Annotated in this window: 24 protein-coding genes; 11 read left to right on the forward strand and 13 right to left on the reverse strand. The window is 60.1% G+C overall.

Annotated elements, in window-relative coordinates; genetic code table 11:
- Positions 1-27: 27 nt before the first annotated feature.
- The 3 genes from CYA_RS15565 to sixA form a co-directional block, all read right to left on the reverse strand.
- Positions 28-153 (reverse strand): hypothetical protein, encoded by a 126-nt coding sequence (locus CYA_RS15565; protein ID WP_011429657.1) that lies wholly within the window; start codon positions 151-153, stop codon positions 28-30.
- A 31-nt stretch (positions 154-184) separates the two neighbouring features.
- Entirely contained in the window at positions 185-1,378 is a 1,194-nt protein-coding gene (locus CYA_RS03590; RefSeq protein WP_011429658.1) for an RNA-guided endonuclease InsQ/TnpB family protein, read from the reverse strand.
- Positions 1,379-1,608: 230 nt separating this feature from the next.
- Positions 1,609-2,172: a phosphohistidine phosphatase SixA gene (gene sixA / locus CYA_RS03595; protein WP_083759151.1), complete on the reverse strand. Its 564-nt coding sequence runs from the start codon at positions 2,170-2,172 to the stop codon at positions 1,609-1,611.
- A gap of 190 nt (positions 2,173-2,362) precedes the next feature.
- On the opposite strand from sixA, the gene trxA reads away from it, so the two are divergent.
- From trxA to CYA_RS03610, 3 genes are all read left to right on the forward strand, one after another.
- The gene (gene trxA, locus CYA_RS03600; RefSeq protein ID WP_011429660.1) at positions 2,363-2,704 is read left to right on the forward strand and encodes a thioredoxin; all 342 of its coding nucleotides are present in this window, start codon (positions 2,363-2,365) and stop codon (positions 2,702-2,704) included.
- A gap of 130 nt (positions 2,705-2,834) precedes the next feature.
- Positions 2,835-3,905 (forward strand): LOG family protein, encoded by a 1,071-nt coding sequence (locus CYA_RS03605; protein ID WP_011429661.1) that lies wholly within the window; start codon positions 2,835-2,837, stop codon positions 3,903-3,905.
- Positions 3,906-3,927: 22 nt separating this feature from the next.
- The gene (locus CYA_RS03610; RefSeq protein WP_011429662.1) at positions 3,928-4,608 is read left to right on the forward strand and encodes a phosphoribosylanthranilate isomerase; all 681 of its coding nucleotides are present in this window, start codon (positions 3,928-3,930) and stop codon (positions 4,606-4,608) included.
- A gap of 22 nt (positions 4,609-4,630) precedes the next feature.
- Here the strand turns inward: CYA_RS03610 and CYA_RS03615 are convergent, their stop codons facing one another.
- The 3 genes from CYA_RS03615 to CYA_RS03625 all read right to left on the reverse strand — a co-directional run bounded on the left by CYA_RS03615 (position 4,631) and on the right by CYA_RS03625 (position 6,835).
- Complete coding sequence (locus CYA_RS03615) at positions 4,631-5,506, reverse strand: helix-turn-helix domain-containing protein (protein WP_099812362.1); 876 nt, start codon at positions 5,504-5,506, stop codon at positions 4,631-4,633.
- Positions 5,507-5,570: 64 nt separating this feature from the next.
- Positions 5,571-6,389, reverse strand: coding sequence for a pseudouridine synthase (locus CYA_RS03620; protein ID WP_011429664.1), 819 nt, complete (start codon positions 6,387-6,389; stop codon positions 5,571-5,573).
- A gap of 44 nt (positions 6,390-6,433) precedes the next feature.
- Positions 6,434-6,835: a hypothetical protein gene (locus tag CYA_RS03625; protein WP_228375431.1), complete on the reverse strand. Its 402-nt coding sequence runs from the start codon at positions 6,833-6,835 to the stop codon at positions 6,434-6,436.
- 84 nt (positions 6,836-6,919) lie between these two features.
- Here CYA_RS03625 and CYA_RS14995 point away from each other — a divergent pair, with 84 nt between their 5' ends.
- Positions 6,920-7,111 (forward strand): hypothetical protein, encoded by a 192-nt coding sequence (locus CYA_RS14995; protein ID WP_168173306.1) that lies wholly within the window; start codon positions 6,920-6,922, stop codon positions 7,109-7,111.
- Positions 7,112-7,302: 191 nt separating this feature from the next.
- Here CYA_RS14995 and rbfA read toward each other — a convergent pair whose 3' ends face one another.
- Entirely contained in the window at positions 7,303-7,752 is a 450-nt protein-coding gene (rbfA, locus tag CYA_RS03630; RefSeq protein ID WP_011429667.1) for a 30S ribosome-binding factor RbfA, read from the reverse strand.
- 193 nt (positions 7,753-7,945) lie between these two features.
- The gene (locus CYA_RS03635; RefSeq protein WP_011429668.1) at positions 7,946-9,175 is read right to left on the reverse strand and encodes an RNA-guided endonuclease InsQ/TnpB family protein; all 1,230 of its coding nucleotides are present in this window, start codon (positions 9,173-9,175) and stop codon (positions 7,946-7,948) included.
- Between the two features lie 197 nt (positions 9,176-9,372).
- On the opposite strand from CYA_RS03635, the gene CYA_RS03640 reads away from it, so the two are divergent.
- Positions 9,373-9,579, forward strand: coding sequence for a hypothetical protein (locus tag CYA_RS03640; protein WP_228375432.1), 207 nt, complete (start codon positions 9,373-9,375; stop codon positions 9,577-9,579).
- An 87-nt stretch (positions 9,580-9,666) separates the two neighbouring features.
- Positions 9,667-11,106 carry a cryptochrome/photolyase family protein gene (locus CYA_RS03645; RefSeq protein WP_011429671.1) on the forward strand — a complete coding sequence of 480 codons (1,440 nt, stop codon included), beginning with the start codon at positions 9,667-9,669 and terminating at the stop codon, positions 11,104-11,106.
- 182 nt (positions 11,107-11,288) lie between these two features.
- Here the strand turns inward: CYA_RS03645 and CYA_RS03650 are convergent, their stop codons facing one another.
- A complete protein-coding gene (locus tag CYA_RS03650; protein WP_228375433.1) occupies positions 11,289-12,554 on the reverse strand; it encodes an alkaline phosphatase in 1,266 nt (421 codons plus the stop codon).
- A gap of 331 nt (positions 12,555-12,885) precedes the next feature.
- The gene (locus CYA_RS03655) at positions 12,886-15,252 is read right to left on the reverse strand and encodes a transglutaminase TgpA family protein (protein ID WP_011429673.1); all 2,367 of its coding nucleotides are present in this window, start codon (positions 15,250-15,252) and stop codon (positions 12,886-12,888) included.
- 206 nt (positions 15,253-15,458) lie between these two features.
- On the opposite strand from CYA_RS03655, the gene uvrA reads away from it, so the two are divergent.
- Positions 15,459-18,359, forward strand: a complete 2,901-nt coding sequence (uvrA, locus tag CYA_RS03660) for an excinuclease ABC subunit UvrA (RefSeq protein WP_011429675.1) — start codon at positions 15,459-15,461, stop codon at positions 18,357-18,359.
- A 95-nt stretch (positions 18,360-18,454) separates the two neighbouring features.
- On the opposite strand, the gene hemW is transcribed toward uvrA, so the two are convergent.
- From hemW to CYA_RS15255, 3 genes are read right to left on the reverse strand one after another with little or no spacing between them, the layout of a single operon-like run.
- A complete protein-coding gene (gene hemW / locus CYA_RS03665) occupies positions 18,455-19,648 on the reverse strand; it encodes a radical SAM family heme chaperone HemW (RefSeq protein ID WP_011429676.1) in 1,194 nt (397 codons plus the stop codon).
- 57 nt (positions 19,649-19,705) lie between these two features.
- The gene (locus tag CYA_RS15250; RefSeq protein ID WP_228375434.1) at positions 19,706-20,104 is read right to left on the reverse strand and encodes a transposase; all 399 of its coding nucleotides are present in this window, start codon (positions 20,102-20,104) and stop codon (positions 19,706-19,708) included.
- Positions 20,105-20,133: 29 nt separating this feature from the next.
- The gene (locus tag CYA_RS15255) at positions 20,134-20,637 is read right to left on the reverse strand and encodes an RNA-guided endonuclease InsQ/TnpB family protein (protein WP_228375435.1); all 504 of its coding nucleotides are present in this window, start codon (positions 20,635-20,637) and stop codon (positions 20,134-20,136) included.
- Between the two features lie 347 nt (positions 20,638-20,984).
- Between CYA_RS15255 and dnaK the strand changes: the two genes are divergently transcribed.
- The 4 genes from dnaK to rsgA all read left to right on the forward strand — a co-directional run bounded on the left by dnaK (position 20,985) and on the right by rsgA (position 25,442).
- Complete coding sequence (gene dnaK / locus CYA_RS03675; RefSeq protein WP_011429677.1) at positions 20,985-22,793, forward strand: molecular chaperone DnaK; 1,809 nt, start codon at positions 20,985-20,987, stop codon at positions 22,791-22,793.
- A 116-nt stretch (positions 22,794-22,909) separates the two neighbouring features.
- On the forward strand, positions 22,910-24,094 hold the full coding sequence (dnaJ, locus tag CYA_RS03680; protein ID WP_011429678.1) for a molecular chaperone DnaJ: 1,185 nt from the start codon (positions 22,910-22,912) through the stop codon (positions 24,092-24,094).
- Entirely contained in the window at positions 24,091-24,354 is a 264-nt protein-coding gene (locus CYA_RS03685) for a sulfurtransferase TusA family protein (protein ID WP_011429679.1), read from the forward strand. Before dnaJ ends, CYA_RS03685 begins: the two co-directional genes overlap by 4 nt.
- Positions 24,351-25,442, forward strand: a complete 1,092-nt coding sequence (gene rsgA / locus CYA_RS03690) for a ribosome small subunit-dependent GTPase A (RefSeq protein WP_011429680.1) — start codon at positions 24,351-24,353, stop codon at positions 25,440-25,442. Before CYA_RS03685 ends, rsgA begins: the two co-directional genes overlap by 4 nt.
- Positions 25,443-25,447 lie beyond the last annotated feature (5 nt).

The following is a 25,447-nucleotide window of genomic DNA, read 5'->3' on the forward strand; positions in this document are numbered from 1 at the left end:
CTCAGAAAGCCTCAGACCGTCCGCCAACTACAGCGCTAGCAGCACATTCAGGATCCCGGTGAGAATGGCACTGAACAGGGCCAGCGTAATGTAGCGGCCAACAGCCGGGTCTTCCCCCAGGAGCCGGTCGGAGGCGCTGATGGTAAAAAACAAAGACCACGCGTAAACTACCCGGCTCCGACCGCTAAGCGGTACGGAGCGGGCTTTCAGTAGCCCTGAGCCTGTTCTGCTCTACCAGAGAACAAAACAGGCCCGAACCTCTAGGCTGGTTTACGACAGCCCCCAAAAGCGCAATCACATTCGCACCATTCAAATCCGCATCCCCTTCCCATCCACAGTGCCCACACTTGAACGACTTGCCACTGCGGTAGGATTGCGCAGGATCGGGATGGATGTGTAAACATTTGTGACAGGTCTGCGACGTGTAGGCAGGCGGCACAAGAACCAGAGAAACCCCTGCAACTCTCGCCTTGTATTCCAGAAACTGGCGTAGCTGGTAGAACGCCCAACTGTTGGCCCTGCGCCTTTCGGTTTTGCTGCGGGGTTGTTGATTGACTCTTTCCCGGATCCCTGTCAGGTCTTCCAGGGCGATAGCGCTGTTGGTAGCCTTTGCCCTAGAGACAATAGCTTTAGAGATGCGATGATTGACCCACGCCTGAAAGCGCCTCTCCTTGCCAGACAGCCGTTGCAACAGTTCTCTGCATCTGCGCCGCGAACTGCGGGTGCCCTTACTGGCTTTGCGTTGGAGTACCGCCCTCAACCGGGAGTAGTGGTCTCGGACTTTGTTCAACTGCTGTCCATTCCAGTTGTCCCCCTCTGACGTATGGGCAATATCTGTCCTCCCCAAGTCCACCCCGATCACCTTGTCGGTATCTTGTTGCTTGGGTGGCTTTTTCTCTACGCAAATCTGGATGTAGTAGGAGCCATCCTTCCGCTGGACTAGGGTGGCAGCTTTTGGGTTAGAACCAGCCAGCATTCCCCTCTGGTAGTTACCAATGGCTAGCTCAAAGCGTTCTCTCCCTTCAACCGTGGTCAGCGACACCGTCCAGTCTTTCTCGCGGAATGAAAAGATACGTGCGTCGTAGGTAACGAACCTACGCTTGAACTCTTTAACCGGACGGTTGCGCTGTCTCGCCACTTTGCGAGCGCCTGCCACCCGTCTGCACACCTGTTGAGCCAAGTTACTGGACAAGCCGAACCGGGCCCGGATTTCGCGGTAGCACAGAGACTGGAGCTTAACGGCGTTGGCGACTTTCTCGGGTGTGTTTTGGTTGACCCAGTTCAAGGCTTGGCCAAAAGCCTCCAAAGTCGCGTCCAATTTGGCGGCTTGCGACGGGGACACCTTGAGCTTGCAGGATATGGTCAGGACTTGGCTCATAAGTTCATTGTACTTCATCAAAGCGCATTCCTCCCGACACTGACCCTACGGGTACAGTGCGGGGCTCCTGCGATTTCTAGCTGAGTGGCGTTGATGGTCTCAAACTGGTTGAATTCAGGGGTGAAGATCTTAGCCATCGTGAAATGCTCCCTACGCCTGGGTGTTTGTACCACCTTAACAAAAGTTAACGCTAGCTGCCACGTTCGCACAGCTACATCAGGGGGGCAGAGTCAGCGCAATATCACTTTGGGAGAAAGCAACAACGTCAGGGATCCCTGGCAATAGTCGATACGGCCTTCTGCAAAGCGCACCTGGGCCAAGCCTGCCTTTTTGAGGGTAATGGCCTGGGGATTGGCCGGCTGCAGGCCAATAGCCGCCTGTATCCACAGGCTCAGATCCGGCTGGTGGCCGACCAAGGCCAGAGACGTGAAGGGATCCCGCTCCGCCTGCCAGCGCACCAGGTCGGCGAAGCTGCCGTCCGGGGCCAGCGGCTCAAACACTTCTAGAGCTTCGGCCAAGTTCTCGTCGAAAAAAATCTCCGCCGTCTGCCGCGCCCTCACAAGGGGACTGGTGAGCAGGAGATCCCACTTCCAGCCCATATCCTTGAGTTGGCGGGCAATTTTGCGGCAGCGCTTGCGTCCCTCATCGGTCAAGGCGCGAAAAGCGTCCTCCACTCCCGCTTGCGCTTCTTCGGCTATGCCGTGGCGAATAAAATCCACAGCCACTTCCTGGACGGAAGCCCGCTTCTCGGCTTCAGCCTGATTGCTTCCCTCTGGCCCGAGCTCAAATGTCATCGGCCCTTGCACGCTTTCTCACTCCTTCAGTCCAGAATACCCCGCTCGGCTTGGAAAAAGCTCGCCTGTTCAGCCTGACCCTCCGGCAGAAAATTGCAGGCGCCTGCTGCGGCCTAAAACAAAAGCCCAGAAAGTTGTGATAGAATTGCTTGAAGTGACAGGTATGTACTGTTTCAGGAGTTCTCCAAGCATGTCTGCAGCAATAGACGTCGCTGATGCTACCTTTGAGGCAGAGGTGCTGCGTAGCGATATTCCGGTCTTAGTGGATTTCTGGGCGCCCTGGTGTGGCCCATGCCGGATGGTGGCTCCTGTGGTTCAGGAGATAGCCGAGCAGTATGCCGGCAAGGTTAAGGTTGTGAAAATTAATACAGACGAGAATCCCCAAACTGCCAGCCAGTATGGCATTCGCAGCATTCCCACTTTGATGCTCTTCAAGGGAGGCCAGAAGGTCGATGTGGTAGTCGGCGCTGTGCCCAAGGCAACTCTAACGACAATTCTGGAGAAGCACTTCGACACGCCTGCCGAGAGCTAAGGTCCTAGCAGGAGGAGCGGCCCTCAACGCTTCAGAGCGCTATGTTTGGATCCGGGGGTAAGGCCTAAGTAGCATTTAGCGTCGATAGCCTATTGCAGTAAAGTAATGACAGAGAACTCTGGATTCTGGCTTGGCTGATTCCCTTTCTTCTCTTCTCCAGGAAATTTTCTCCAACGCCGAGACTCGTCTGAAGCAGTTGGAGCATCACCCCAACCGGACGGCTTGGCTGCGCGTTTTGCAGTCGCTGCAGCGGATGGGATCTCTGAATCTCAGCCGCCTGGACGCTAAGATCCTAGCGGCCACGCTTGAGGATCTGGAGCAGGGCTTTGCGGCCTTCCAGAACTATGTCCATCAGCGCAAGGTAACAGTTTTTGGGTCGGCACGGGTAGGGCCGGACAGCCCGGAATACCGCCAGGCACAGTTGTTCGCCCACTGCATCAGCCAGCGAGGGTTCATGGTGCTGACGGGGGGCGGCGGTGGGATTATGGAAGCCGGCAATCGGGGCGCAGGGCTGGAAAACTCGTTTGGGCTGAATATCCAGCTTCCCTTCGAGCAGATGGCCAATCCTGTGATTGCCGCCAGCGATCGGGTAATTAACTTTAAGTATTTCTTTTCACGCAAGCTCTTTTTTGTCAAAGAAACCGATGCGCTGGTGCTTTTCCCCGGTGGCTTTGGTACGCAGGATGAGGCTTTTGAATGTCTGACCTTGATGCAAACCGGCAAAACCAAGCTCATGCCCTTGGTGCTGGTGGACAAGAAGGGCGGTTGCTACTGGAAAGAATGGGATGAATATGTGCGGGAGCATCTACTCAGCCGCGGCCTGATCAGCCCGGAAGATCTCTTCTTATACACCTTAACCGACGATGTAGGGGACGCCTGCCAGCAGATCCTAGATTTTTATCGCATCTTTCACAGCAATCGCTATGTGCGGGAACTGCTGGTTTTGCGCTTGAATGCCAAGCTCTCGCCCCAGGCTCTGGATATCTTAAACGAAGAGTTTGCCGACATTCTCGACTCGGGCCGGATCGAGCAAACCGAGGCTTTGCCGGAAGAAGCAGAGGAAGAGATTGCCCATCTGCCGCGGCTGGTGATGCACTTTAACCAGCGTAACTTTGGACGGCTGTGGCAAATGGTGCGCCGGATCAACACGCTTCATCCAGCACAGCCGGATCGTCTGCAAATGCGCCCCGACCAAAAGTAGGGGATTGTCGGAAGGGATCCCAATGGGCCGGTTGTTTGTCAAAATCTGCGGCATCACCCGCCAGGATCAAGCGGAGGCTATCGCCGCGCTGGGGGTGAGCGCTCTTGGATTTATCGCAGTGCCCAACACGCCGCGCTATTTGCCTCTCTCCCAGGCCCGCTGGCTTGCCTCCCTACCCCGCCATGTGGAAAAGGTGGGGGTCTTTGTGGATCCGGATCCCCGTACCATTGCCACCTGGGTGGAAGTGGGCGGCCTCACGGCTGTTCAGCTCCACGGCCGGGAATCGCCAGAAGAGTGCCGGCAACTGGGAGAATGGCTCCCTGGCATTCGCCGCATTAAGGCCCTGCGCATTCGCCACCTGGCAGATCTGGAGGCAGCCCACCTCTACGGCGACTGTGTGGAGGCTCTGCTTCTGGACGCCTATCACCCCCAGCGTGCGGGTGGCACTGGGCAAACCCTCAACTGGCCAGAGTTGGCCCACCGCTCTCTGCCCTTGCCCTGGCTCCTGGCCGGTGGCCTCACCCCAGACAATGTTCTGCAGGCCCTCAGCCACCTCCAGCCCAGCGGCATTGATCTCTCCAGCGGTGTGGAACGCCAGCCGGGCGACAAAGATCTGCACAAAGTCTGGCGTCTGCTGCAGCAGTTGGAATCCCAAGGGTGGCAAATCGCTTCTGCCCTACCTCAACCCAATCAAGGCCTTTAGCCCCTCCGTCCGAGCCGGATCCCTATTGCAAGGATTGGAAGGATTGAATGTCTAGCCCCGGCTCAAACATCAGCTCTTTCACCTCTCCAAACCTTCCCATCACTCCCAGATCGCGGTCGTTGAAGGTCACCAACACCCCGCCGGCATTGCCGGCGCGCAGCACAATCGATCGCTCGGCTTCCCAGTTCAGCTCCGCCCCCGGCTGCAGGGTGGCCTCAAAAACGGTTTGTCCATCGGCAATGACTCGTAGCCAGGAGGGACGCTCTACCACGCGAATATCAAGGCGCACCGGCTTGCGCGGCGGGGCCTCCAACACGTCGGGGAAAACCCCCTGGATGCGCGTCCACTGATCCAGTGTGGGAAACATCTGGCGAAGGGTCGGTTCTGGGCTGCGCCCAGGGGAGTCAGCTGCTCGCGGCTGCGACTGGGATCCCTCGCCGCTTTGTAGGCTGGCCAGCCAATGCCCAAAGGGGTTGCCCGTGCCGTCCAAAAGAGCCGACAGCCCTCCCACCGCCAGCACGACCAGCACCACATAGGCGGCCCAAAGGTGAAAGGGGCGCAGGGCAAAGGCCGGCTGTTCGCCAACAGCAGTAAGAGGAGGGAGCGCATGGGGCGTTTTGGCAGATAGGAGTGGCAAAGCTTGCCGAGATAAAGCCTCGCCATCCAGCCCCAGATAGTTGGCATAGCGCTTAATGAAGCCTTGCACGTAAACCGGCTCCGGCAGCCGACTCAAGTCTGCTTCCTCCAGGGCCTGCAGATATTGGGAGCGGATGAATGTATCGTTGGCTACATCTGTCAACGTCAGCCCCCGTGCCTCTCGTGTTTGCCGCAACAGGGATCCCAGGGCTTCCAATCGCGTTAGCGGGACCGAGTCCTTAGAGCGTTCCGACTCTTGCATCGTTCGGCTACCTGCGGAAGAGAGGAGGCTAGTGTGAGATTGTGCGCACAGTTCCCACAGCTAATTATGAAGAGGGACGGAAAGAGTGCAAAGAGGCGCTTCTGAACAGAGCCAAGCTGTCGGTACCGGCAAGAGGGGCTAGCAGAGCCTGAACCTCTTGGGGCTCCAATAGGCGGAACTGACCTGCCTTTAGGTTTCCGAGGTGCAGCGGGCCGATTGCTTCCCGATGCAGCCTGAGCACCGGATGCCCCAGCTGCTCCGCTACGCGCCGAATTTGCCGGTTGCGCCCCTCAAACAAAACCACCCTCAGCCACGAGGAATTGGCATCCTGCCTATACCCAAAGTTGGGAGCAGGGCAGAACTCCACCTCTGCCGGCAGAGTAGTGTACCCCTCTAAGTTTACTCCGTCTCGCCACTGTTGCAGGGTAGCCCGGCTCGGACGCCCCTGTACCTGCACCCGATAGATTTTGGGCAGATGATAGCGCGGATGGGTCAGCTTCAGCGTCAGGTCGCCATCGTTGGTGAGCAGCAGCGCCCCACTGCTGTCTGCATCCAGTCGGCCCACGGGATAAAGGCGGATCTGCCGGTTCCAGGGCGGGGGAAGCAGATCCAGCACCGTCTTGCGCCCCCACGGATCCTTGCAGGTTGACAAAACCCCCAGGGGCTTGTGCAGGAGCAAAACGTAGCGGGCTGGATCCCCGAAAGGGATCACCCGTCCATCCACCTCGACGCGATCCCGTTCGGGATCGGCTTTAAAGCCCAGCTCGGTGACCACCTTCCCGTTCACCCGAATGCGCCCGGCCAGGATCCAGGCTTCCACCTGGCGACGGGAGGCCAGCCCCTGTTGAGCCAAGAGCTTCTGGAGCCGTTGGGGTGTCGCCATAGGCATGGGGTCACAAGAGAAACAGCGATCGGAGAACGGGGCTGCTAGGCAGCAGAGTCTTCGGATTTCGAGAGCAGATCCGGCAGTTCCGCAGGACTGGAGGCCAATAGCAGCATTTCTGACTTCGACCCTGAGCTATCTCCCAGGGAATAGCTGAGGCCACAATCAAATTCTTCTGCCAGCCGGCAGACTTCCTTGAGATCTCCCACCGACCAAATGCTCCAACTGCTCCGAATCTGGTTATCCACCCACACTTGCACGCGGTTGCCTTCGATGTGAATGATGCGCTTGGGGTTGGCTTCTGAGGCCCGGCCTGTAGACTCAACCAAGGCCTCCGGCCCGCTGACGCCAACGGAAGATTTTTGCCTCAAAGCCCCCAGAGCAGCCATTAACTGCGGCAGAGCCAGTAAAAGGTGCTGGGTGGCTTGTTGGGGTTGCCCTTTCAAGCAGGAAACCAAAGCTTCGGCAACACTCTGGTTCAGAGCTTGCAGAGCTTGGAGTGGAGTAGCACCCGCTAAAGCGGGATCCGGTTGCAGTGGGCTTTGAACATCCATGAAAAGGCAGAAAAGGCACAAACCGCAACTTTACAGCCCTTTCGCCGGTTTACGGCAGCGACGGTGCTGCCCATTGGGGCAGAAGGCCCCGGTTGGCGTAAGCATGCCGCCGACATTGAGCCCTGTACAGATGAGATGGCCGGGGAAAAGGCCGTATGGCTTCCTTAAGCCTAACAAATCCAAAAACTTCTCCGTGAGACAACATTGCTTTGAGGTTGTCCGCATCGCTGCGAAGCCAAGGCCTCTCCGGTCCACTTGGTCATTCAGGTAGGTTCTTTTCTCGCTTGTGCAAAGCAGGCGGAGCTTTAGCGCAGATCCCCCAGGTTGGCACGAAAGTGGGCAACTCTTAAAGCGAGCAACTATTGTTGTTCGCTCAATTCGTCTTCTTCACCCCCAGGGGTGTCCGCCATCCTTCCCTCAACCCCAGGGTGGGATCCCTCCTGTTGTTGGGCCTCAGCGGGCTGTCTCAGTTGGTTGAGCAGGGCCAGAACCCGGGATCCCCGCTCCAAAGAGCGATCCTGCAAAAACACCACCGTCGGCACCCGTCGCAGGCCGAGGCGCTGACCGATTTCCCGCCGCACGAAGGGAGTGGCGGAAGCCAGCCCCTCCATGGTCTGCTGCTGGGCCGCTTCATCGCCATAGATGCTGACGAAGATGCGGGCATTTTGCAGGTCATTGGAAACCTCTACGTCCACAATGCTGACCATCCCTGCCCCCACCCGGTCATCTTTGATCTCCGAGAGCAGGATTTGGCTGACCTCCCGTTTGATCAGCTCGGCTACCCGTGCCACCCGTCGCGCTGTCGCCATTTTTCTGTCCTTAGGTTCCTATCTTCTGCAAACTTGCTCTGGCCGGTTGCCGGCGGCTCCTTAGGTGGTGCCAGCTTCTCCTCGCCATGTCCTCAGAACAGTAGCAGATGCTACGCGCCTCTTCTCCTTCCCCCTCTATTCTGGGTCCATGTCCACCCTATCTTGAGTATGAATACGTGACGTACTCCCGCACTCATGCTGACGCATAGAGTGCAGGCTTCCCAGTGACTCCTGCCCGATAGCAGGACATTTCCTGAGCTTGAAGAACGGGACGCCCCACCGCTCTGGATTTGATGACCCTCGCCGAGTTGTGATCCCTACCAATCCTCAACCCACAGTGCGGACAATCGTGCCACCGCTCATGCAGCTCTTTGGGCACCTCACGACCGCACCCCGAGCACCCTTGACTGCTGCCGCGGGGATCCCCTGCAATCGTCAACAGCCCAGCTCTTTCAGCCTTGGCTGCCAGAATTTGCAGGAACTCACCCCAACCGGCGTCATGGATAGATTTGGCCAACCTTGTCCTTGCCAGACCTTTGATGTTCAATGCCTCATGGGCTATGTGTCTCCCTTTTTGCAAAAGCTGATGAGCAACTTTGTGGTGGAAATCCCGGCGCTGGTTGGCTACTTTCTGATGTGCCTTGCTCAACCTCTTGACCGCTTTCTGGTAGCGGTTTGACCCCTTCTGCTTGCGCGATACAGACCGTTGCAGCCGCTTGAGGGGCTTTTGCGCTTTACGGTAATACTGAGGAACCTCGATAACCTCACCCTCATCGGTGACCAAGAAAGAGCTTAGCCCCAGGTCTATCCCCATCGTGTTTTCCCACGTTGGCGGGTCAGGGCTCCATTCCGGGACAGACGAATCTTGTAAGCTCAAGGTCACATACCATCCATCAGCCTTGCGGGCAACGGTAGCAGTTTTAATCACGAAGCCGTCCGGCAAAGGGCGGTGTTGGACCAGCTTGACCGGCCCAATCTTGGGCAGATGGATAAACTGCCCTCGAATGCAGTCCTGCTTCATCTGGGGGAAGGTGAAGGAGCGATACCGCCCTACTCCCTTAAACCTAGGCCTGCCTGCCCGCTTGCCGTTACAGTCACCTTTTAGCCATCGGTCAAACGCTCTTTGCACCCGCTGTAGGCAGTCTTGGAGCACCTGGGAATGAATCGCTTGGTATTCGGGGAAGAGAGCCTTTGTGTTTACCAAGTCTCGTTTCTGTGAGTAGAAATCGGGCTTGTCTTTCAACTCAGGCAGATGACAGACCGTCAAGGAGCAGGCATGGATATTGCAGCGATTCTGCTCCCACCCGTTGAACCGTTCTGCCAGGCGATAGTTGTACTGCCTACGCAGCAGCTCCAGCCACTCACCCATCAGGGCGACTTGGCTAGCAGTAGGGCGCAAGCGGTACTGGTAAGCGGTTCTCATGATGAATGCATTGTACCTGTTGAACGCTCCCGCCTCTCATCCTGACTCTGACCGGCCCGCCCCCCCTATATCCCCCCGTATACGGGGGGACTGGGGGGCTGGGGGACTGGGGGGTACAGAGCGGGGCTTCCAGGACTACGTCCCGCTAGCGCGAACGGCGGATTAGCTAAAGCCATCGATGGATGGATGGAGACGTGATGAGCAAGACGCCAGAGGCGCTGCGGCGCTCCGTTGAGCAGTTCCTACTTAATGTACCGGAGCCGCTCGATCCGCTACTTGCCCTCAAGCTGACTCAGTTGGTGATGAGGCCGGGAGATACAGCTTACGCCATGGGCTCCAGCGATGGCCAGCGAAACCTTGACGAGCGCTGTTGTCCCTGCCCTGGACGTCTGTTGGGGGAATAGACATCATTTGCCCACCTCTGCCGGCAGCCTGGGGTTGAAGAGAGGAAGAAAAAGCGGCCAAGATGGGATCCAGTTGCTTGGCCTCCTATGACTTCCCTAGTTCTCCTCTGGCATCGCCGCGATCTGCGCCTAGGAGACAACACAGCCCTCCATGGGGCAGCCCAGCGCAGCCCCCAGGTAGTGCCGGTTTTCGTTTTCGACCCCCAACTCCTGCAGCGGGCAGACATGGCCCCAGCCCGGGTGGCGTTTCTGCTCCAGGCGTTGCAGGAGCTGCAGGAGCGCTACGCCCAGATGGGGATCCCACTCCTGTGGCGGCGGGGAGATCCAGCCGTGGAGCTGCGGCAGTTGGCCGCAGAGCTGGGAGCGCAGGCCGTGTTTTGGAACGAGGATCTGGATCCCTGGGCTCGGCAGCAGGAGAGTCGGGTGCGGGCCAGCTTGGCGGAAGCTGGGATCCCGTCTTTTTCTTACCAAGATATGCTGCTGCACGGGCCAGGGGAAGTGTTGACCCAGGCGGGGGAGCCCTACTCGGTTTTTACCCCTTTCTGGCGCCGCTGGTCTAGCTTGCCCAAGCCGGATCCCTTCCCCATCCCAAAGAGTCTGCAGGCGGTGTCAAGCCTGAAAGCCCAACCTCTGCCCAGCTTGGCGGATCTGGGCTTTGTCTGCAACCAGCGGATCCCGGCAGCGGGGGAGAGCGTGGCTCAGGGTCTTCTAGAGGATTTCTGCCAGGGCCTGCGCATTTTCGAGTACGGGCGAGCCCGCGACTTCCCCGCCGAGCAGGGCACCTCCCTCCTTAGTCCCCACCTCTGCTGGGGAACCATCGGCATTCGGCGGGTGTGGCAGGCCACCTGTGAAGTGGAAGCGGAGGCCCGCAGCGAAGAGGCCGAGAGCAGCCTGAAGACTTGGCGGCAGGAGCTGTGCTGGCGCGAGTTTTACAAGCATGTTTTGGTCCACTGGCCCCACGTGGAGAGCGGCGCCTATCGGCGCGCTTTTGATGCGCTGGAGTGGGACAACCGCCAAGATTGGTTTCAGGCCTGGTGCGCCGGGCAGACGGGCTACCCGATTGTGGATGCGGCCATGCGCCAGCTCAACGAGACCGGCTGGATGCACAACCGCTGCCGCATGATCGTGGCCAGCTTCCTAACCAAAGATCTGCTTATCGACTGGCGCTGGGGAGAGCGCTACTTTATGCAGAAGCTGGTGGACGGGGATCTGGCGGCCAACAACGGCGGCTGGCAGTGGAGCGCTGGTGTGGGCACGGATCCCAGGCCGCTGCGCATCTTCAACCCGGCCACCCAGGCGGCCCGCTACGACCCGGAAGGGGAGTACATCCGCCGCTACCTGCCGGAGCTGGCCGGGCTGGATACCCCCGCTTTGCTGTGGGTAGGCGACGATCCCAAGGGATCCTGGGCTCTGCAGGAGCGGCGGCGCTGCGGCTACCCGGATCCCATCGTGGATCACAAGGTGCAGCAGCAGGAGTTCAAACGGCGCTACCAGGCGGTGCAGCAGGGGCGCTCTCAGCCGGACTAGGCAGCCTATCCACTCCTTCCTGGACAGGAGGTGGCAAGGACTTCCCTCACCCCCGGCCCCTCTCCCTGAGGGAGAGGGGAGTTGGAGCGGCGCGTTCGCGACAGCGTTGCGTAAATAAAAAGGGGATCGCCGGGATCCCCTCCGTCCCCAGAAGTTCCAAGCCAAGGCCGGGCTGCCTGAGACTACGGCTTGAGCTCGCTGGGGATCTGCTCCCCGAAGAGCACGAAGTAGAGAATCCGATAAATGTCCGTGTTCAGGATCCCGGTGGTCGGCACCAGCTCTTGGGCCTTCAAGCCCGCAGCGCGAGCGATGACGCCGCTGCCCACGTCATCTCCGGTAGCCCAAGCCACGGCAAAGGGAAAGCGCTTGCCATTCTTGTCAGGAGCAGAAATAAACGGCTTTGTGCCCGTGCCGTCAACTCCGTCAATGGGGGCACCACTGCCTTCGGGGTCAGTAGGGGGCAACGGCTCATCGGCGGACTCGACATCCACCAACTGCATGCCACCGGCATTGCTGTCGCTGGTGGTGATCATGAAGGTCTTGGGATTCTTCTCGATAAAGTTGAGAATCACCCCGATGGCATCGTCGGCCCGCTTCATGGCCTCCAGGCAGCCAGAGGCATTGAGGTTGTTGCACATGTTATCAGTGCCCTCTTCTTCGATGACGGCGAAGAAGCCCTTAGGATTGCGGGAGATCCGCGCCAGGGCAAATTCGGTCATCTCGGCAATGGTGGGGGCGCTGGCGATGTAGTTGGGCAAGTTTTCTTTCCGCAACTCTTCTTCAGGCTTGTCGTAGAAGGTGTCCTCGACGTTGAACACCCCCAAAACTTTGGAGACATCTGCCGGCAGCTTGAGCAGCTCGTCGCGGGTGTAGACAACGGCGTACCCCTTTTTCTTGGCCTCCTCAATCAGGTTGCGGCCATCCTTGCGCTTCCCTTTGCCAAAGCGGCCCTGGACACCTTCCGGCAGCAGCCATTCCTCGCCAGCGCCGAGGATGATGTCTACCCCTGACTCCACCACCTGCAGGGCAATCTCCTCATAGTCGCTGCGCTTGGCAACTTCGGCAACGAAGGCAGCTGTCCCCGGCTCAATGATGGATCCCGTTTGCACCAGAGCCGTACCCAAGCCTGCCGCCACGGCCTCTTCCATGATCGTGTTCAGGGTGCCGTTGGCAGAGGGGTACTCTTTGCCGTCCGGATCCAACCCAAAGCTCTTGGCGTGGACACGGGTTCCCGTGGCATGGGTCACCGCTCCGGCGTTGGAAGTTCCCCCAAGCTGGTCGAGAAGGTGCCCGCGATAGGGGGCAATCACGGGGAGACGATCCCAGTTCAGAAAGCCATCGGGGCCGTAGTAGAGAATGCGTGTGATGTCCCAGTGGGAAGCTGAGGTTCCATCTGGGTGAAAGAAGATTGCACCGTTGCCGGTTGGCTTAGGCGCCGCTTGAGCCACACTGGAGGAAAAAACTGACGAGGACAGCAGACACAAAGTTGCAGCCAACGCTGCCCTCAGAGAATAGCTACGCGTAGCTAACACGCCCTTGCTCCTTCGAAGCTGAACGTTGAAAAACGTAACACAGCTTCAGATGAGTTTGCAAGGGCATAGCAATGCAGCAGCGCGAAACGTGCCTGAAGCGAGTGCGCCACTGAGCGATTTCCCCGTCTGACAGTGCAGCTTACGGGGTCTATAACTAACGTTAACTATCTCTTAACTGTCTCATAACTGTCAAGGCTTCTCGCAGGGCTTTTGGGGTACCTGCTCCAGGGCATAGCCGTCCTTCTGGTCAGGCGGCTCTTCTGGGGGTTTTGGCCAGTGGCTGCCATGCTCGTCTGAGCTGTTTGAATTGCTGTTGCCAGCGCTGCAATTCGCCCGCCTCCAACGGGATCCCACCGAAGCGCACCTCCAGGTAGCGCTCCAAGAACTGGATGGCCACCTGGGCTTGTGGTAAGTCGGAGTGGCGCAAGTGTTCCAGGCAGGCCTCAGGGCCTAGGTGGGCTGGGATCCCCACCGCCGTCGCCAGATCCCGCAGTTGCAGATAAAGCCTTGAGATAAGCTGGCGGCGCTGCTGCGACTTGGGTAGAGCCGCCGGGATCCAGCGCATCCCAGCAAAGGCCAGACTCGGTAGCAAGAGGCCAACCATCCAGGTGGGCCAGGGGGGCGGAGGCTGCCACAGGGATCCCATCACCACTCCATTGGCGGCTGTGGCCAAGAGGATCCATCCCCCATCCTGCCAGCGCACGGCCTGGTAGCGGCGGCGGCGGCCCCAGTAGGCCGTGAAGCCAGTGATGACCATCACCCCCACCAGCGGCAGGCTGTTTTGCTGCAGGCTTTGCCCCCAGCCCACCAAGCTGCGGCGGAGGGCAGCAACGACATCCTCCTGCTTTTGGGGAGCGGTCACGCGGCTGGCCAGCTCCTGAATCTGCCGCCAGATCTGCCGCTGGGTGGATAGGTCGTACTGGATGACGTACTTAAACCAACGGAAGCGCAGGCTGTCGTAAAAATCTTGCAGGGGATCCCACCAGCTTTGCCGCTGGCTGACATTGGCCTCGGGCGGCGTGGCGTCGAAGATGATCCATCCATAGGGGCCAAAGGGGATCTCCGTCCACGAGTGGGCATCGGCGTTGCGCACCGCCAGGTACTTTTCCTGCGCCACCCAGCGCCCGCCCAAGAAGCCATTGACCACGCGGGCCGGGATGCCGAGGCTGCGGGCCAGCACCGTCAGGGCGGTGGCAAAGTATTCGCAGTGGCCGCGGCGGTGGGTAAACAAAAAGGCCTCCAAAGGCGGCTCGGCCCCGGGATCCGGCAGATCGGTGGTATAGGCGTAGTTCTCCAGCAGGTAGTTCTGCAAAGCCGTCACCTTGCCAAAGACATTGGGGATCCCAGCGGTAACGTCTTCAGCCAAGGCGGGAATGCGCGGATCCAGGTCTGCTGGCAACTGCAGATAGGCTTGTTGCTGGACTGGGTCAAGAGCGCTCAGCAGCTCCTCCCGGCCAAGCTGGCGCAGGCGGGGCCTTAGATCCTGGGGGATCCAGCTCACGGCGCGGTAGAGATAGGGCAGCCGGGGGGGCAGAGAATGGCTGACATCCCCGCTCTCGTGCAGGAGCAGGCGGCGAGTTTGCCGTTGCCATGCCTGCTGCGGAGTCATCGCCCCACCTCGATCTAGCCACTCCACCTCTAGCAGCGGCGCCACCCCAAAGACGGTGGTGGTGGCCAGCGGCTCTAGGTAAATCCGCTGCTCCAGGGGGAAGAACTGGAGGTCGCTCGCGGTGGGGATCAAGGGGGAAGCCGAGAGATCAAAGACCCCTGCTGCAGTGGGGAAAATCGGGATCGCGCGGTTCAGCGTCCGCGACCAAGCCCGCCCGTCGTAGCGATCAAAGCTGATCCCCCGCCAGTAGAGGGACTCCACCTGGGGGGGCACCCCTGCCGGGAACTCCACCCGCAGGGCAACGGTGTTGTCGGTTTTAAGGGTGCCGAACTCCCCCAGGCTGACTTCTTCGGCAAAGCCGGTGGTCATCACCGGCGAGCGGGCCTGCCGGCCCAAGATCCCCAAGCTGAGCCGCGGGAAGAGGAAAAACAAAACCACCGAGAGAATTGTTGCCAGCAAGGCCAGGGATCCCAGAAACCCCAAAAAGCTGAGGTCGATCCCGCGGACTTGGCTGGCCGCCTGCGGGTGCTGCTCCGCCTGCAGGCGCAGGTGATAGAGGGTGAGGTTAACCAGCCCCACCCCCACATACAGCAGGAATAAAAACCCAAAGCTGATGTCTTCGTTGAAGAGGGTGGCGATAGCCATCAGCAGCAGAGACAGCACCGCCAACTGGATGTGGTCTGCTGCCCGTTCCCGCTGGAACAACTTGGCCCCTGTTAGGTAAAGCACCAGGCCTATGGCCCCATCCGAAAGCGGCAGCACGCCCGCCAGCACCAGGGCCGCCAAGCTGACCAACACGCTCACCGTCAGGGGCATCCACAGGGAAGCATAGCGGGCAAAACTAATCCGGGGCGGCTCCCAAAACCAACTGGCAGCCCCCGCCGCCAAGCAGAGGACGATAACCGCCGGCGACAGGGCCTGATCCCCCAGACAAAGGGCCGTGAAGGCGATCCCCACCAGCAGGTAGATGAAGACCTTTTGGAGAGAAAGGAGCGGCCAGGCCATTGGCTTTTCGAGGAGCCCTTGCGTTGCCCTTCCAAGATAGCCAAGCCAGCTCCCTGCCCAAAACCGACGCGGCCTGCTGGCACCCCCGCTCGCCCTGGAGAGGACAGACTTCTGTCGCGGCACTAGAATCGTTAATGTTCTTTAATGTTTTTTGACTCGCCGACTTTGGCGGCAGATCCACGCACGCTGCGCACAAAGGGGATGAGATGTCCGGCCAAAACGAAATCCATGTGGTGGGGGCGCGGCAGCACAATCTCAAAAACCTCGAGCTGCGGATCCCGCGCAATCGCCTGGTGGTGTTTACGGGCGTCTCTGGATCCGGCAAATCTTCTCTGGCCTTCGACACCATCTTTGCCGAGGGGCAGCGGCGCTATGTGGAGTCCCTCAGCGCCTACGCGCGGCAATTTCTGGGGCAACTGGACAAACCGGATGTAGACCGCATCGAGGGCTTGAGCCCGGCCATTGCCATCGACCAAAAGTCCACCAGCCACAACCCCCGCTCCACGGTGGGCACCGTTACCGAAATCTACGACTACCTGCGGCTGCTCTACGGGCGGGCCGGGATCCCCCACTGCCCCCATTGTGACCGGGTGATTGCCCCCCAGACGGTGGATCAAATGGTGGACCAGATCCTGGCCCTGCCGGAGCGGACGCGCTTTCAGTTGCTGGCGCCTGTGGTGAGGGAAAAAAAGGGCACCCATGCAGCCCTCTTGCAGAGCTTGCGCCAGCAGGGGTTTGTGCGGGTGCGCATCGACGGCCAAGTGCGGGATCTGAGCGAAGAGATCGAGTTGGCCAAAAACAAGGCCCACACCATTGAGGTGGTGGTGGATCGGCTGGTCAAGGGCCCCGAGATCGCCGAGCGGCTGGCCGATTCCCTGACCACCTGTCTGCGCCAGTCGGGGGGACTGGCGGTGGTGGAGCTCTTGCCGAGAGAGGAAGAGCGGGAACACCTGCTGCAAAAAGTGGCCGAGGTGGCGGGGCAGTACCTCAACGGCAAGCCGACGGAGCTGATCTTTTCGGAACAATTTGCCTGCCCCGAACATGGCTCGGTGCTGGGCGAGCTGTCGCCGCGGCTATTTTCCTTCAACTCCCCCATCGGCGCCTGTCCTGTCTGTCACGGGCTGGGCTTTGAGCCCATCTTCGACCCCGACCGGATCGTGCCGGATCCCAAACTTCCCCTCTACGCGGCCATCGCACCTTGGGCCGAGCGGGAGAACCCCTACTACCTGGCGTTGCTGGCAGGGGTCGCCAGGGCCTTGGGCTTTGACCTCAGCAGCCGCTGGTGCGACCTCACTCCCGAGCAGCAGCAGATCCTCCTCTACGGCACCGACCAGGAGATCTACGTTGAGGCAGAATCCCCCTACCGGGGCCGGGGCTACTACCGTCGCTACGAAGGGGTGATCCCGCAGTTGCAGCGGCACTACCAAGAAACCACCTCCGAGACCTACCGGCAAAAGCTGGAAACCTACCTCACCTACCGCCCCTGTGCGGCCTGTGGGGGGGCTCGCCTTCGCCCTGAGGCCCTGGCAGTGCGCGTCGGCGGCTACCGTATCACCGATCTCACCGAGGTCTCTATCCGGGAGTGCCTACACCGCTTAGAGCATTTGAAGCTCACCCCTCGCCAGGCGCAGATTGCCGAGCTGGTGCTGCGGGAGATCAAAACCCGGCTGCAGTTTTTGATCGACGTGGGCCTTGACTACCTCACCTTGGCCCGCCCGGCCATGACCCTTTCGGGGGGTGAAGCGCAGCGGATCCGGCTGGCTAGCCAGATTGGCTCCGGCCTGACGGGGGTGCTCTACGTGTTGGATGAACCCTCCATCGGCTTGCACCAGCGGGACAACGAGCGCTTGTTGCAAACCCTGTTGCGCCTGCGGGATCTGGGCAACACCCTCATTGTGGTGGAACACGACGAGGAAACCATCCGCGCCGCCGACCACATCGTGGATATTGGCCCTAGCGCCGGCATCCACGGGGGAGAGGTGGTGGCCCAAGGGTCTCTAGCCGATATCCTGGCCTGCGAGCGCTCCCTCACTGGCGCCTATCTGTCGGGGCGGCGGCGGATCCCGACCCCGGCTCGGCGGCGGCCCGGCAAGGCCGTTTCCCTCAAGCTCACCGATGCCCACAAAAACAACCTCAAGCACATCGATGTGGAGATCCCCCTGGGCAAGCTGGTCTGCGTCACCGGCGTCTCCGGCTCCGGCAAGTCCACCCTGGTCAACGAGTTGCTCTACCCCGCCCTGCGGCACTACCTCGGCCAGAAGGTGCCCAAACCCGCGGAAATGGGAGAGCTGCAGGGCGTTGAACACATCGACAAGGTGATCGTCATCGACCAATCCCCCATTGGCCGCACCCCTCGCTCCAACCCTGCCACCTACACGGGTCTATTTGATCCCATCCGCCAGGCCTTTGCCCAGACTCTAGAGGCCAAGGCTAGAGGCTATCACGCTGGCCACTTTTCCTTCAACGTCAAGGGGGGGCGCTGTGAAGCCTGCAAAGGGCAGGGGGTGAACGTGATTGAAATGAACTTCCTGCCGGATGTGTATGTTACCTGCGAAGTGTGTGGCGGCAGCCGCTACAGCCGCGAGACCCTCCAGGTCAGGTACAAGGGCAAAAACATCGCCGAAGTCCTGGATATGACGGTGGGAGAAGCGCTGGAGTTTTTCGCTGCCCTGCCCCCTGCGGCCAAGATCCTGCAGACCCTGGCCGATGTGGGCCTCGACTACATCAAGCTGGGCCAGCCGGCCCCCACCCTCTCCGGCGGGGAAGCGCAGCGGGTAAAGCTGGCGGCAGAACTGTCTCGCCGTTCCACCGGCAAAACCCTCTACCTGCTGGATGAGCCCTCCACTGGCCTGTCTTTCTACGACGTTCACAAGCTCTTGAACGTCCTGCAGCGGCTGGTGGATGTGGGCAACACGGTGCTGGTGATCGAGCACAACCTGGACATCCTCCGCTGTGCCGACTGGATCATTGACCTGGGGCCAGAAGGAGGCGACCAGGGCGGCCAGATCGTGGCCGTAGGCACCCCTGAGGCAGTGGCTGAGCAGCCGGGATCCCATACGGGGCGCTACCTGAAGCAGGTTTTGCAACGCTATCCCCCCGGCCAGTAAGCCCTGCTATCCCCACCCTCTGAGAGACAAGTTGGACAAAGGTCGACTTTGAACCGGGCGGCTGCTTTCTTCACTGATGTCCTGCCCAGTTCTCTTCAAAACAAAAGCTCTTCAATGACTTCGTTGGAAAACAGCCAGCCCTCCGGCGGGACTAGCCGCAGCCGCCCCGCCTCACAACTGGCCCAACCTTTTTCAAAATAGGGATCCAGCCTCTGCAAGGCCTGCTCCACCTTCCTGCTGCCAAAGCGCTCCTGTAGAGTTGCCAACTCCAGCCCTTCCTGGAGGCGCAACCCCAACATCACCGTATCCATCCAGATTTCTTCTGCAGAAGCCGGCGGCGGCAGGGGGTGAACCTGCGCTTTGACCTGTTCAAAGTATGCGTGGAGAGTTTTCGGCTGTTGAATGCGCCGCCCCCCTTCGTAGCCGACCGATCCCATGCCAAAGCCAAAGTAGGGGCGGTTTTCCCAGTACACCCGGTTGTGGCGACAGGCATACCCAGGGCGGGCAAAATTGGAGATCTCGTAGTGGATGTAGCCGGCTTGGGTGAGCAACTCCCGCGCCGTCAGGTACATGGCAACCGTGGTCTCCTCGCTGGGCAGAGGCGCCTCCCCCGGCCGGTAGAGACGCCCAAAGCGGGTTCCCGGCTCGAGAGTGAGATCGTAAACGGAGACATGGGTGGGGTTGATTTCAAGAACAGCCTGCAGTGACTCCTGCCAATGTTCTAAAGTTTGATAGGGCAGCCCGAAGATCAAATCCAGGTTGAAATTCTCAAAGCCCACCGCCTGCAAGTCGGCCACAGCCTCGTAAATTTCTTCCACCCCATGGAGGCGACCGCAGGCGGCCAGCAGCTCCGCTTGAAAGGCCTGTACCCCTAGGCTAATGCGGTTAACCCCTAGATCCCGGTAGCCTGCCAACTGCTCCCGTGTCAGGGTGCCGGGGTTGGCCTCGAGCGAGATCTCGCAGTCGGGATGAAACGGGATCCTCTCCCTTAATTGGCTCAAAATCCGACTCAACTGCTTCACCGTCAGCAGGGAAGGGGTGCCGCCGCCGAAAAAAATGCTGGTCAAGGGCTGGGGATCCCCGGCCAAATGGCGGTAGCGGTGGGCGCCGCCGATCTCTTGGCAGAGCCTCTGCACATAGGTTTCGATCAGTTCGCGCGTGCCCAGGCCGGTGGCAAAATCGCAGTAGTGGCAGCGCTGCCGGCAGAAGGGAATGTGCAGATAGGCCGCCTCCGGCCAGCCAAGCTGAGTGGAGAGGGCAAAGTCTTCTGCAGAGGCTGCAACTACCATAGCTCCCTACCTTGGTGACGTACTCCCACACTCATGCTGACGCATAGAGTGCAGGCTTCATGGCTTACGCCACGCTTCGCCAACAGTGACCCCTGCCCGATAGCAGGACATTTCCTGAGCTTGAAGAACGGGACGCCCCACCGCTCTGGATTTGATGACTCTCGCCGAGCTGTGATCCCTGCCAATCCTCAACCCACAGTGCGGACAATCGTGCCACCGCTCATGCAGCTTTTTGGGCACATCTCGACCACACCCCGAGCACCCTTGACTGCTGCCGCGGGGATCCCCTGCAATCGTCAACAGCCCAGCTCTTTCAGCCTTGGCTGCCAAAATTTGCAGGAACTCACCCCACCCAGCATCATCAACAGATTTGGCTAGTCTGCTTCTAGCCAGACCCCTAATAGTAAGCGCCTCATGAGCAATGTGCTTCCCCTTACTTAACAACTTCTTTGCCATCTTGTAGTGAAAATCTTTGCGCTGGTTGGCTACTTTGTAAAACCGTCGGGCAAAGGGCGGTGTTGGACCAGCTTGACCGGCCCAACCTTGGGCAGATGGATAAACTGCCCTCGAATGCAGTCCTGCTTCATCTGAGGGAAGGTGAAGGAGCGATACCGCCCTACTCCCTTAAACCTAGGCCTGCCTGCCCTTTTGCCGTTGCGGTCACCTTTTAGCCATCGGTCAAAGGCCCTTTGTACCCGCTGTAGGCAGTCTTGGAGCACCTGGGAATGAATCGCTTGGTATTCGGGGAAGAGAGCCTTTGTGTTTACCAAGTCTCGTTTGTGGGAGTCGAAATCGGGCTTGTCTTTCAACTCAGGCAGATGACAGACCGTCAAGGAGCAGGCATGGATATTGCAGCGATTCTGCTCCCACCCGTTGAACCGTTCTGCCAGGCGATAGTTGTACTGCCTACGCAGCAGCTCCAGCCACTCACCCATCAGGGCGACTTGGCTAGCAGTAGGGCGCAAGCGGTACTGGTAAGCGGTTCTCATGATGAATGCATTGTACCTGTTGAACGCTCCCGCCTCTCATCCCGACTCTGGTCGGCCCGCCCCCCTATATCCCCCCGTATACGGGGGGACTGGGGGGCTGGGGGACTGGGGGGTACAGAGCGGGGCTTCCAGGACTACGTCCCGCTAGCGCGAACGGCGGATTAGCTAACCAAACTTGCTCACTTGAACCTTGACAAACAAAGCCGGGATAGCCTCAAAAAGGCTACAGTAAAGCTACGGAGGCGGAAGCGCCGCCTGAAGGTTTCTGCGGGATTCTGGGCAAAATGCTCTTATGAGATCCGTGGAATTGTCCTGGGTTGGGATTTGACGCACGGGGAGAGAGGGGTATGGGCAAAGTCATCGGGATTGACCTGGGAACCACCAACAGTTGCGTGGCGGTTTTGGAAGGGGGCAAGCCCGTGGTGATCACCAACGCCGAAGGAGGGCGCACCACCCCCAGCATCGTCGGCTTTGCCAAGAACAACGTCCGCCTGGTGGGCCAACTGGCCAAGCGTCAGGCGGTTACCAACGCCGAAAACACCATCTTCAGCATCAAACGCTTCATTGGCCGCACCTTCGCCGAAACTGAAGAAGAGCGCAAGCGAGTCCCCTACAAGGTGATCCCTGGCCGGGACAACATGGTGGAGGTGGTGGTGCAGGATCGCGCCTACACGCCCCAGGAGATCTCCGCAATGATCCTGCAAAAGCTGAAGGCCGACGCGGAGGCTTATCTGGGGGAGCCGGTGACTCAGGCGGTGATCACCGTCCCCGCCTACTTTACCGATGCCCAGCGCCAGGCCACCAAAGACGCGGGCACCATTGCCGGACTGGAGGTGTTGCGCATCATCAACGAACCGACGGCAGCCGCCCTGGCCTACGGGCTGGACAAACAAGATCAAGATCTGCGCATCTTGGTTTTCGACCTGGGTGGCGGCACCTTCGACGTCTCGGTGCTGCAACTGGGCAGCGGCGTGTTCGAGGTACAAGCCACCGCCGGCAACAACCACCTGGGCGGGGATGACTTTGACCAGAGAATTGTCGATTGGCTCAACCGCCAGTTTTTGGAGACGGAAGGGATCGACCTCTCCCGGGATCGCATGGCCTTGCAGCGGATGCGGGAGGCGGCGGAGAAGGCCAAAATCGAGCTGTCCAGCACCCAGGTTACGCTCATCAACCTGCCCTTTATCACCGCCGACGACTCCGGGCCCAAACACCTGGAAGTGGAGCTGACCCGCGCCAAGTTCGAGGAGTTGGTGCAGGATCTGGTGGAGGCTACTGTTGAGCCCACCGAGCAAGCTTTGCGGGATGCCGGCCTCTCCCCTGAGGATATCGACCGCGTGCTGCTGGTGGGTGGCTCTACTCGCATTCCCGCTGTTCAGGAGAAGATTCGGCAAATCTTCAAAAAAAACCCGGATCGCTCCGTCAACCCCGACGAGGCAGTAGCCCTTGGCGCAGCCATCCAGGCAGGGGTGGTAGGCGGAGAAGTGAAAGACCTGCTGCTGTTGGATGTGATTCCCCTCTCCATTGGCGTGGAGACCTTGGGCGGGGTATTCACCCGCATCATCGAGCGCAACACCACCATTCCCACCAGCAAAACCCAAATTTTCTCCACCGCCACCGACGGCCAGACAATGGTGGAAATCCACGTCTTGCAGGGAGAGCGGGCTATGGCCAAGGACAACAAGACCTTGGGCCGCTTTCAACTAACCGGGATCCCGCCAGCTCCCCGCGGGGTGCCCCAGATCGAAGTCTCCTTTGATATCGATGCCAACGGCATTTTGAAAGTCTCCGCCCGCGAGAAGGGGACGGGGATCGAGCAGAGCATCAAGATCACCAACCACGGCGGCTTGAGCAGCAGCGAGATCGAGCGGATGCGTCGGGAAGCCGAGGCCTACGCCGAAGAAGATCGGCGCCGGCGGCAGTTGGTGGAAGCCCGCAACCAAGCGGACAGCCTGCTCTACAACTACGAGAAGACCCTGCAGGAGCACGGCAGTCGCCTTAGCGAGATCTGCCTCCAGAGGGGGGCCCAGGCGGCGGGCACATTGAGGGCGCTGCTGGCAAATGATAACGTAGACTTAGCAACTTTACGGAATGCAATGGAAGAGCTGCGGGCTGTGCTCCTAGAGATGGGGAGTGAGATCTATGGCACTCGCTGAGGATACTCGGCGAAGGCTTTTGCTCAGCTCTGGGGCATGGCAGAGGGGCATTGCCTGGGCCATCCGGCAAGCTGTGTTTCCGGCGTCATTCGATCCTTGTTCTCTGAAGCGCTTCTATGGCTCGTGACTACTACGAAATCTTGGGGGTTAGCCGTGATAGCTCCAAGGAAGAGATTAAGCGCGCCTATCGTCGGCTGGCCCGCAAGTATCACCCTGACGTCAACAAAGAGCCAGGGGCTGAGGATCGCTTCAAGGAAATCAACCGCGCCTATGAGGTGCTCTCGGACGACGAGCTGAGGGCTCGCTACGACCGCTTTGGGGAAGCTGGGCTGAGCGGTGCGGCGGCTGCCGCCAGCGGGTTCCAGGATTTCGCCGGAATCGGTGGCTTCGCCGACCTTTTCGAGAGCTTCTTCACCAACTTTGCGGGAGGGGGAGTTGGCTACAGCCGCAGCCGCCAAGGGCCGGTACGCGGGGATGACCTGCGCTTTGACCTGAAATTGGAGTTTCTCGAGGCCATCTTCGGCGGCGAAAAGCAAATTCGCATCAGCCACTTGGAGGTCTGCCCGGTCTGTGGGGGCAGCGGGGCCAAGCCCGGCACAGATGTGAAAGTCTGCCCCACCTGTGGCGGCGCTGGTCAGGTGCGGCGGGCCACCCGCACCCCCTTTGGCAACTTTACCCAGGTCTCGATCTGCCCCACCTGCGGCGGTGCCGGCCGGGTGCTGGAAGAGCCCTGCTATAACTGCAATGGCGAGGGCCTCGCCCAGACCACCAAGAAGCTGCGCATCAACATCCCTGCCGGCGTGGACAGCGGCACCCGTCTGCGGGTTTCTGGCGAGGGGGATGCCGGTCGGCGCGGTGGCCCACCTGGGGATCTCTACGTTTACCTCTTCGTCGAGCCGGATCCCGACTTCCAGCGGGATGGTCTCACCATCTTCTCGCAGGTGCGGGTAAGCTATCTGCAGGCCATTTTGGGGGCTAAAGTCTTGGTGCCCACGGTGGACTCGAAGGCGGGCCTGGAGGAAGAGGCGGAGCTGACCATTCCGGCGGGTTCCCAGCCGGGTACGGTGCTAACTCTGGAGGGCAAGGGGGTACCTCGCCTTGGCAATCCGATGTTGCGGGGCGACCACAAAATCACCCTGGTAGTGGAGATTCCCACCCGCATCAGCTCGGAAGAGCGGGAACTGCTTATGCGCCTGGCCGAGTTGCATGGGGAACGCATCAACAAGCGGGACGGTTTCTTGGGCGGGCTGTTGCGGGGGCTGGCCCAAATGCCCGGCAACCGAGAGCGAGAAGAAGAATGACGGCAGAGGCAATTCCCCCCCACGAGGTGAAGCTGGTTCTGGATCAACGCGGGATCCCCTGCCCGCTCAACTACGTGCGCGCCAAGTTGCGCCTAGAACGCATGGCGCCGGGGGAGGTGCTGGAGCTGTGGCTGGATGCAGGAGAGCCTCTGGAGCAGGTGCCCAAGAGCCTGACGATGGCGGGGCATTACATTGAAGGGCAACAAGCGGCGCCCGAGGGACACCACATCCTCTGGGTACGCCGTGGGAATTTGGCATGAGCCACCGGAGCGCCGTCCAAGAGGAGGGGCAGGGATCCACTTGCACTGGCTGGGTGCGCGCCGCCCAGGCCAACTTTTATCGCGTGCGCATCGATCCCGAGCTGGCTGCCCTTTTTCCTGAGATCGAGGCGCATTTCCCGGCCCAAAAGCCGATGCCGGCGGAGCTTCTCTGCACTGCTCGGGCCAAGCTCAAAAAAATGGGGCAGTCGGTGATGGTGGGGGACTGGGTGGAGGTTAGCTTACCGCCGGCTGCCGACTCTCTCTGGCCGGAGCGGGGGGCAATTGAGGCCATTCTGCCGCGGCGAACTCAGTTGCCTCGACCGGCCATCGCCAACATAACCCAAGTCTTGGTGGTGATGGCCCTGGCCGAGCCGGAGCCCGAGCCCAACGCCCTCAGCCGTCTGCTGGTGCAGGCCGAGGCCAGCCACCTGCGAGTTCAGGTGGTGTTCAACAAGTGCGATTGTGTAGAGGCGGCGGTGGCAGAGAGCTGGCGACAGCGTCTGCAGCGGTGGGGGTATGAGCCTCTATTGGTCAGTGCCCTTACTGAGGCAGGGATCCCCGAGCTGCGCCGCCGCTGTCGGGATCAGATTTCGGTGGTGGCTGGCCCCTCAGGGGTAGGCAAGTCAAGCTTGCTCAACCGACTCTTGCCGGCTGTTCAGCTGACCACCCAAGCGGTGTCAGAGAAGTTGCGCCAGGGGCGGCACACCACCCGCCATGTGGAGCTGTTCCCTCTGCCAGAGGGGGGTTGGATTGCCGACTCTCCGGGGTTCAATGCCGGCGAAGGGATCCCGCCGGTTTCCCCTCAGCAGCTAATACGTTGCTTTCCGGAAGTGCGGGAGCGGCTGGGCACCTGTCAGTTTCGCGATTGCTTGCACGATCGGGAGCCGGGCTGTGGGCTGCGGGAGCTGGACTGGGAGCGGCGGGGGTTTTACCTACAGCTTTTACATGAACTCCAGGAAGCGCAAGCGGCAAACTCTGCCCCAGCTTGCCCAGGTCTCAAGCGAAGGGGGGAGGGGCACCACCTGACCTGCCGTAAGCAGAGCCATCGCATCCTGACCGATTCCGACCTAGACTGGCAAGAGGATTGAGGCGG

This window comes from Synechococcus sp. JA-3-3Ab (genome assembly GCF_000013205.1).
Classification (GTDB): domain Bacteria; phylum Cyanobacteriota; class Cyanobacteriia; order Thermostichales; family Thermostichaceae; genus Thermostichus.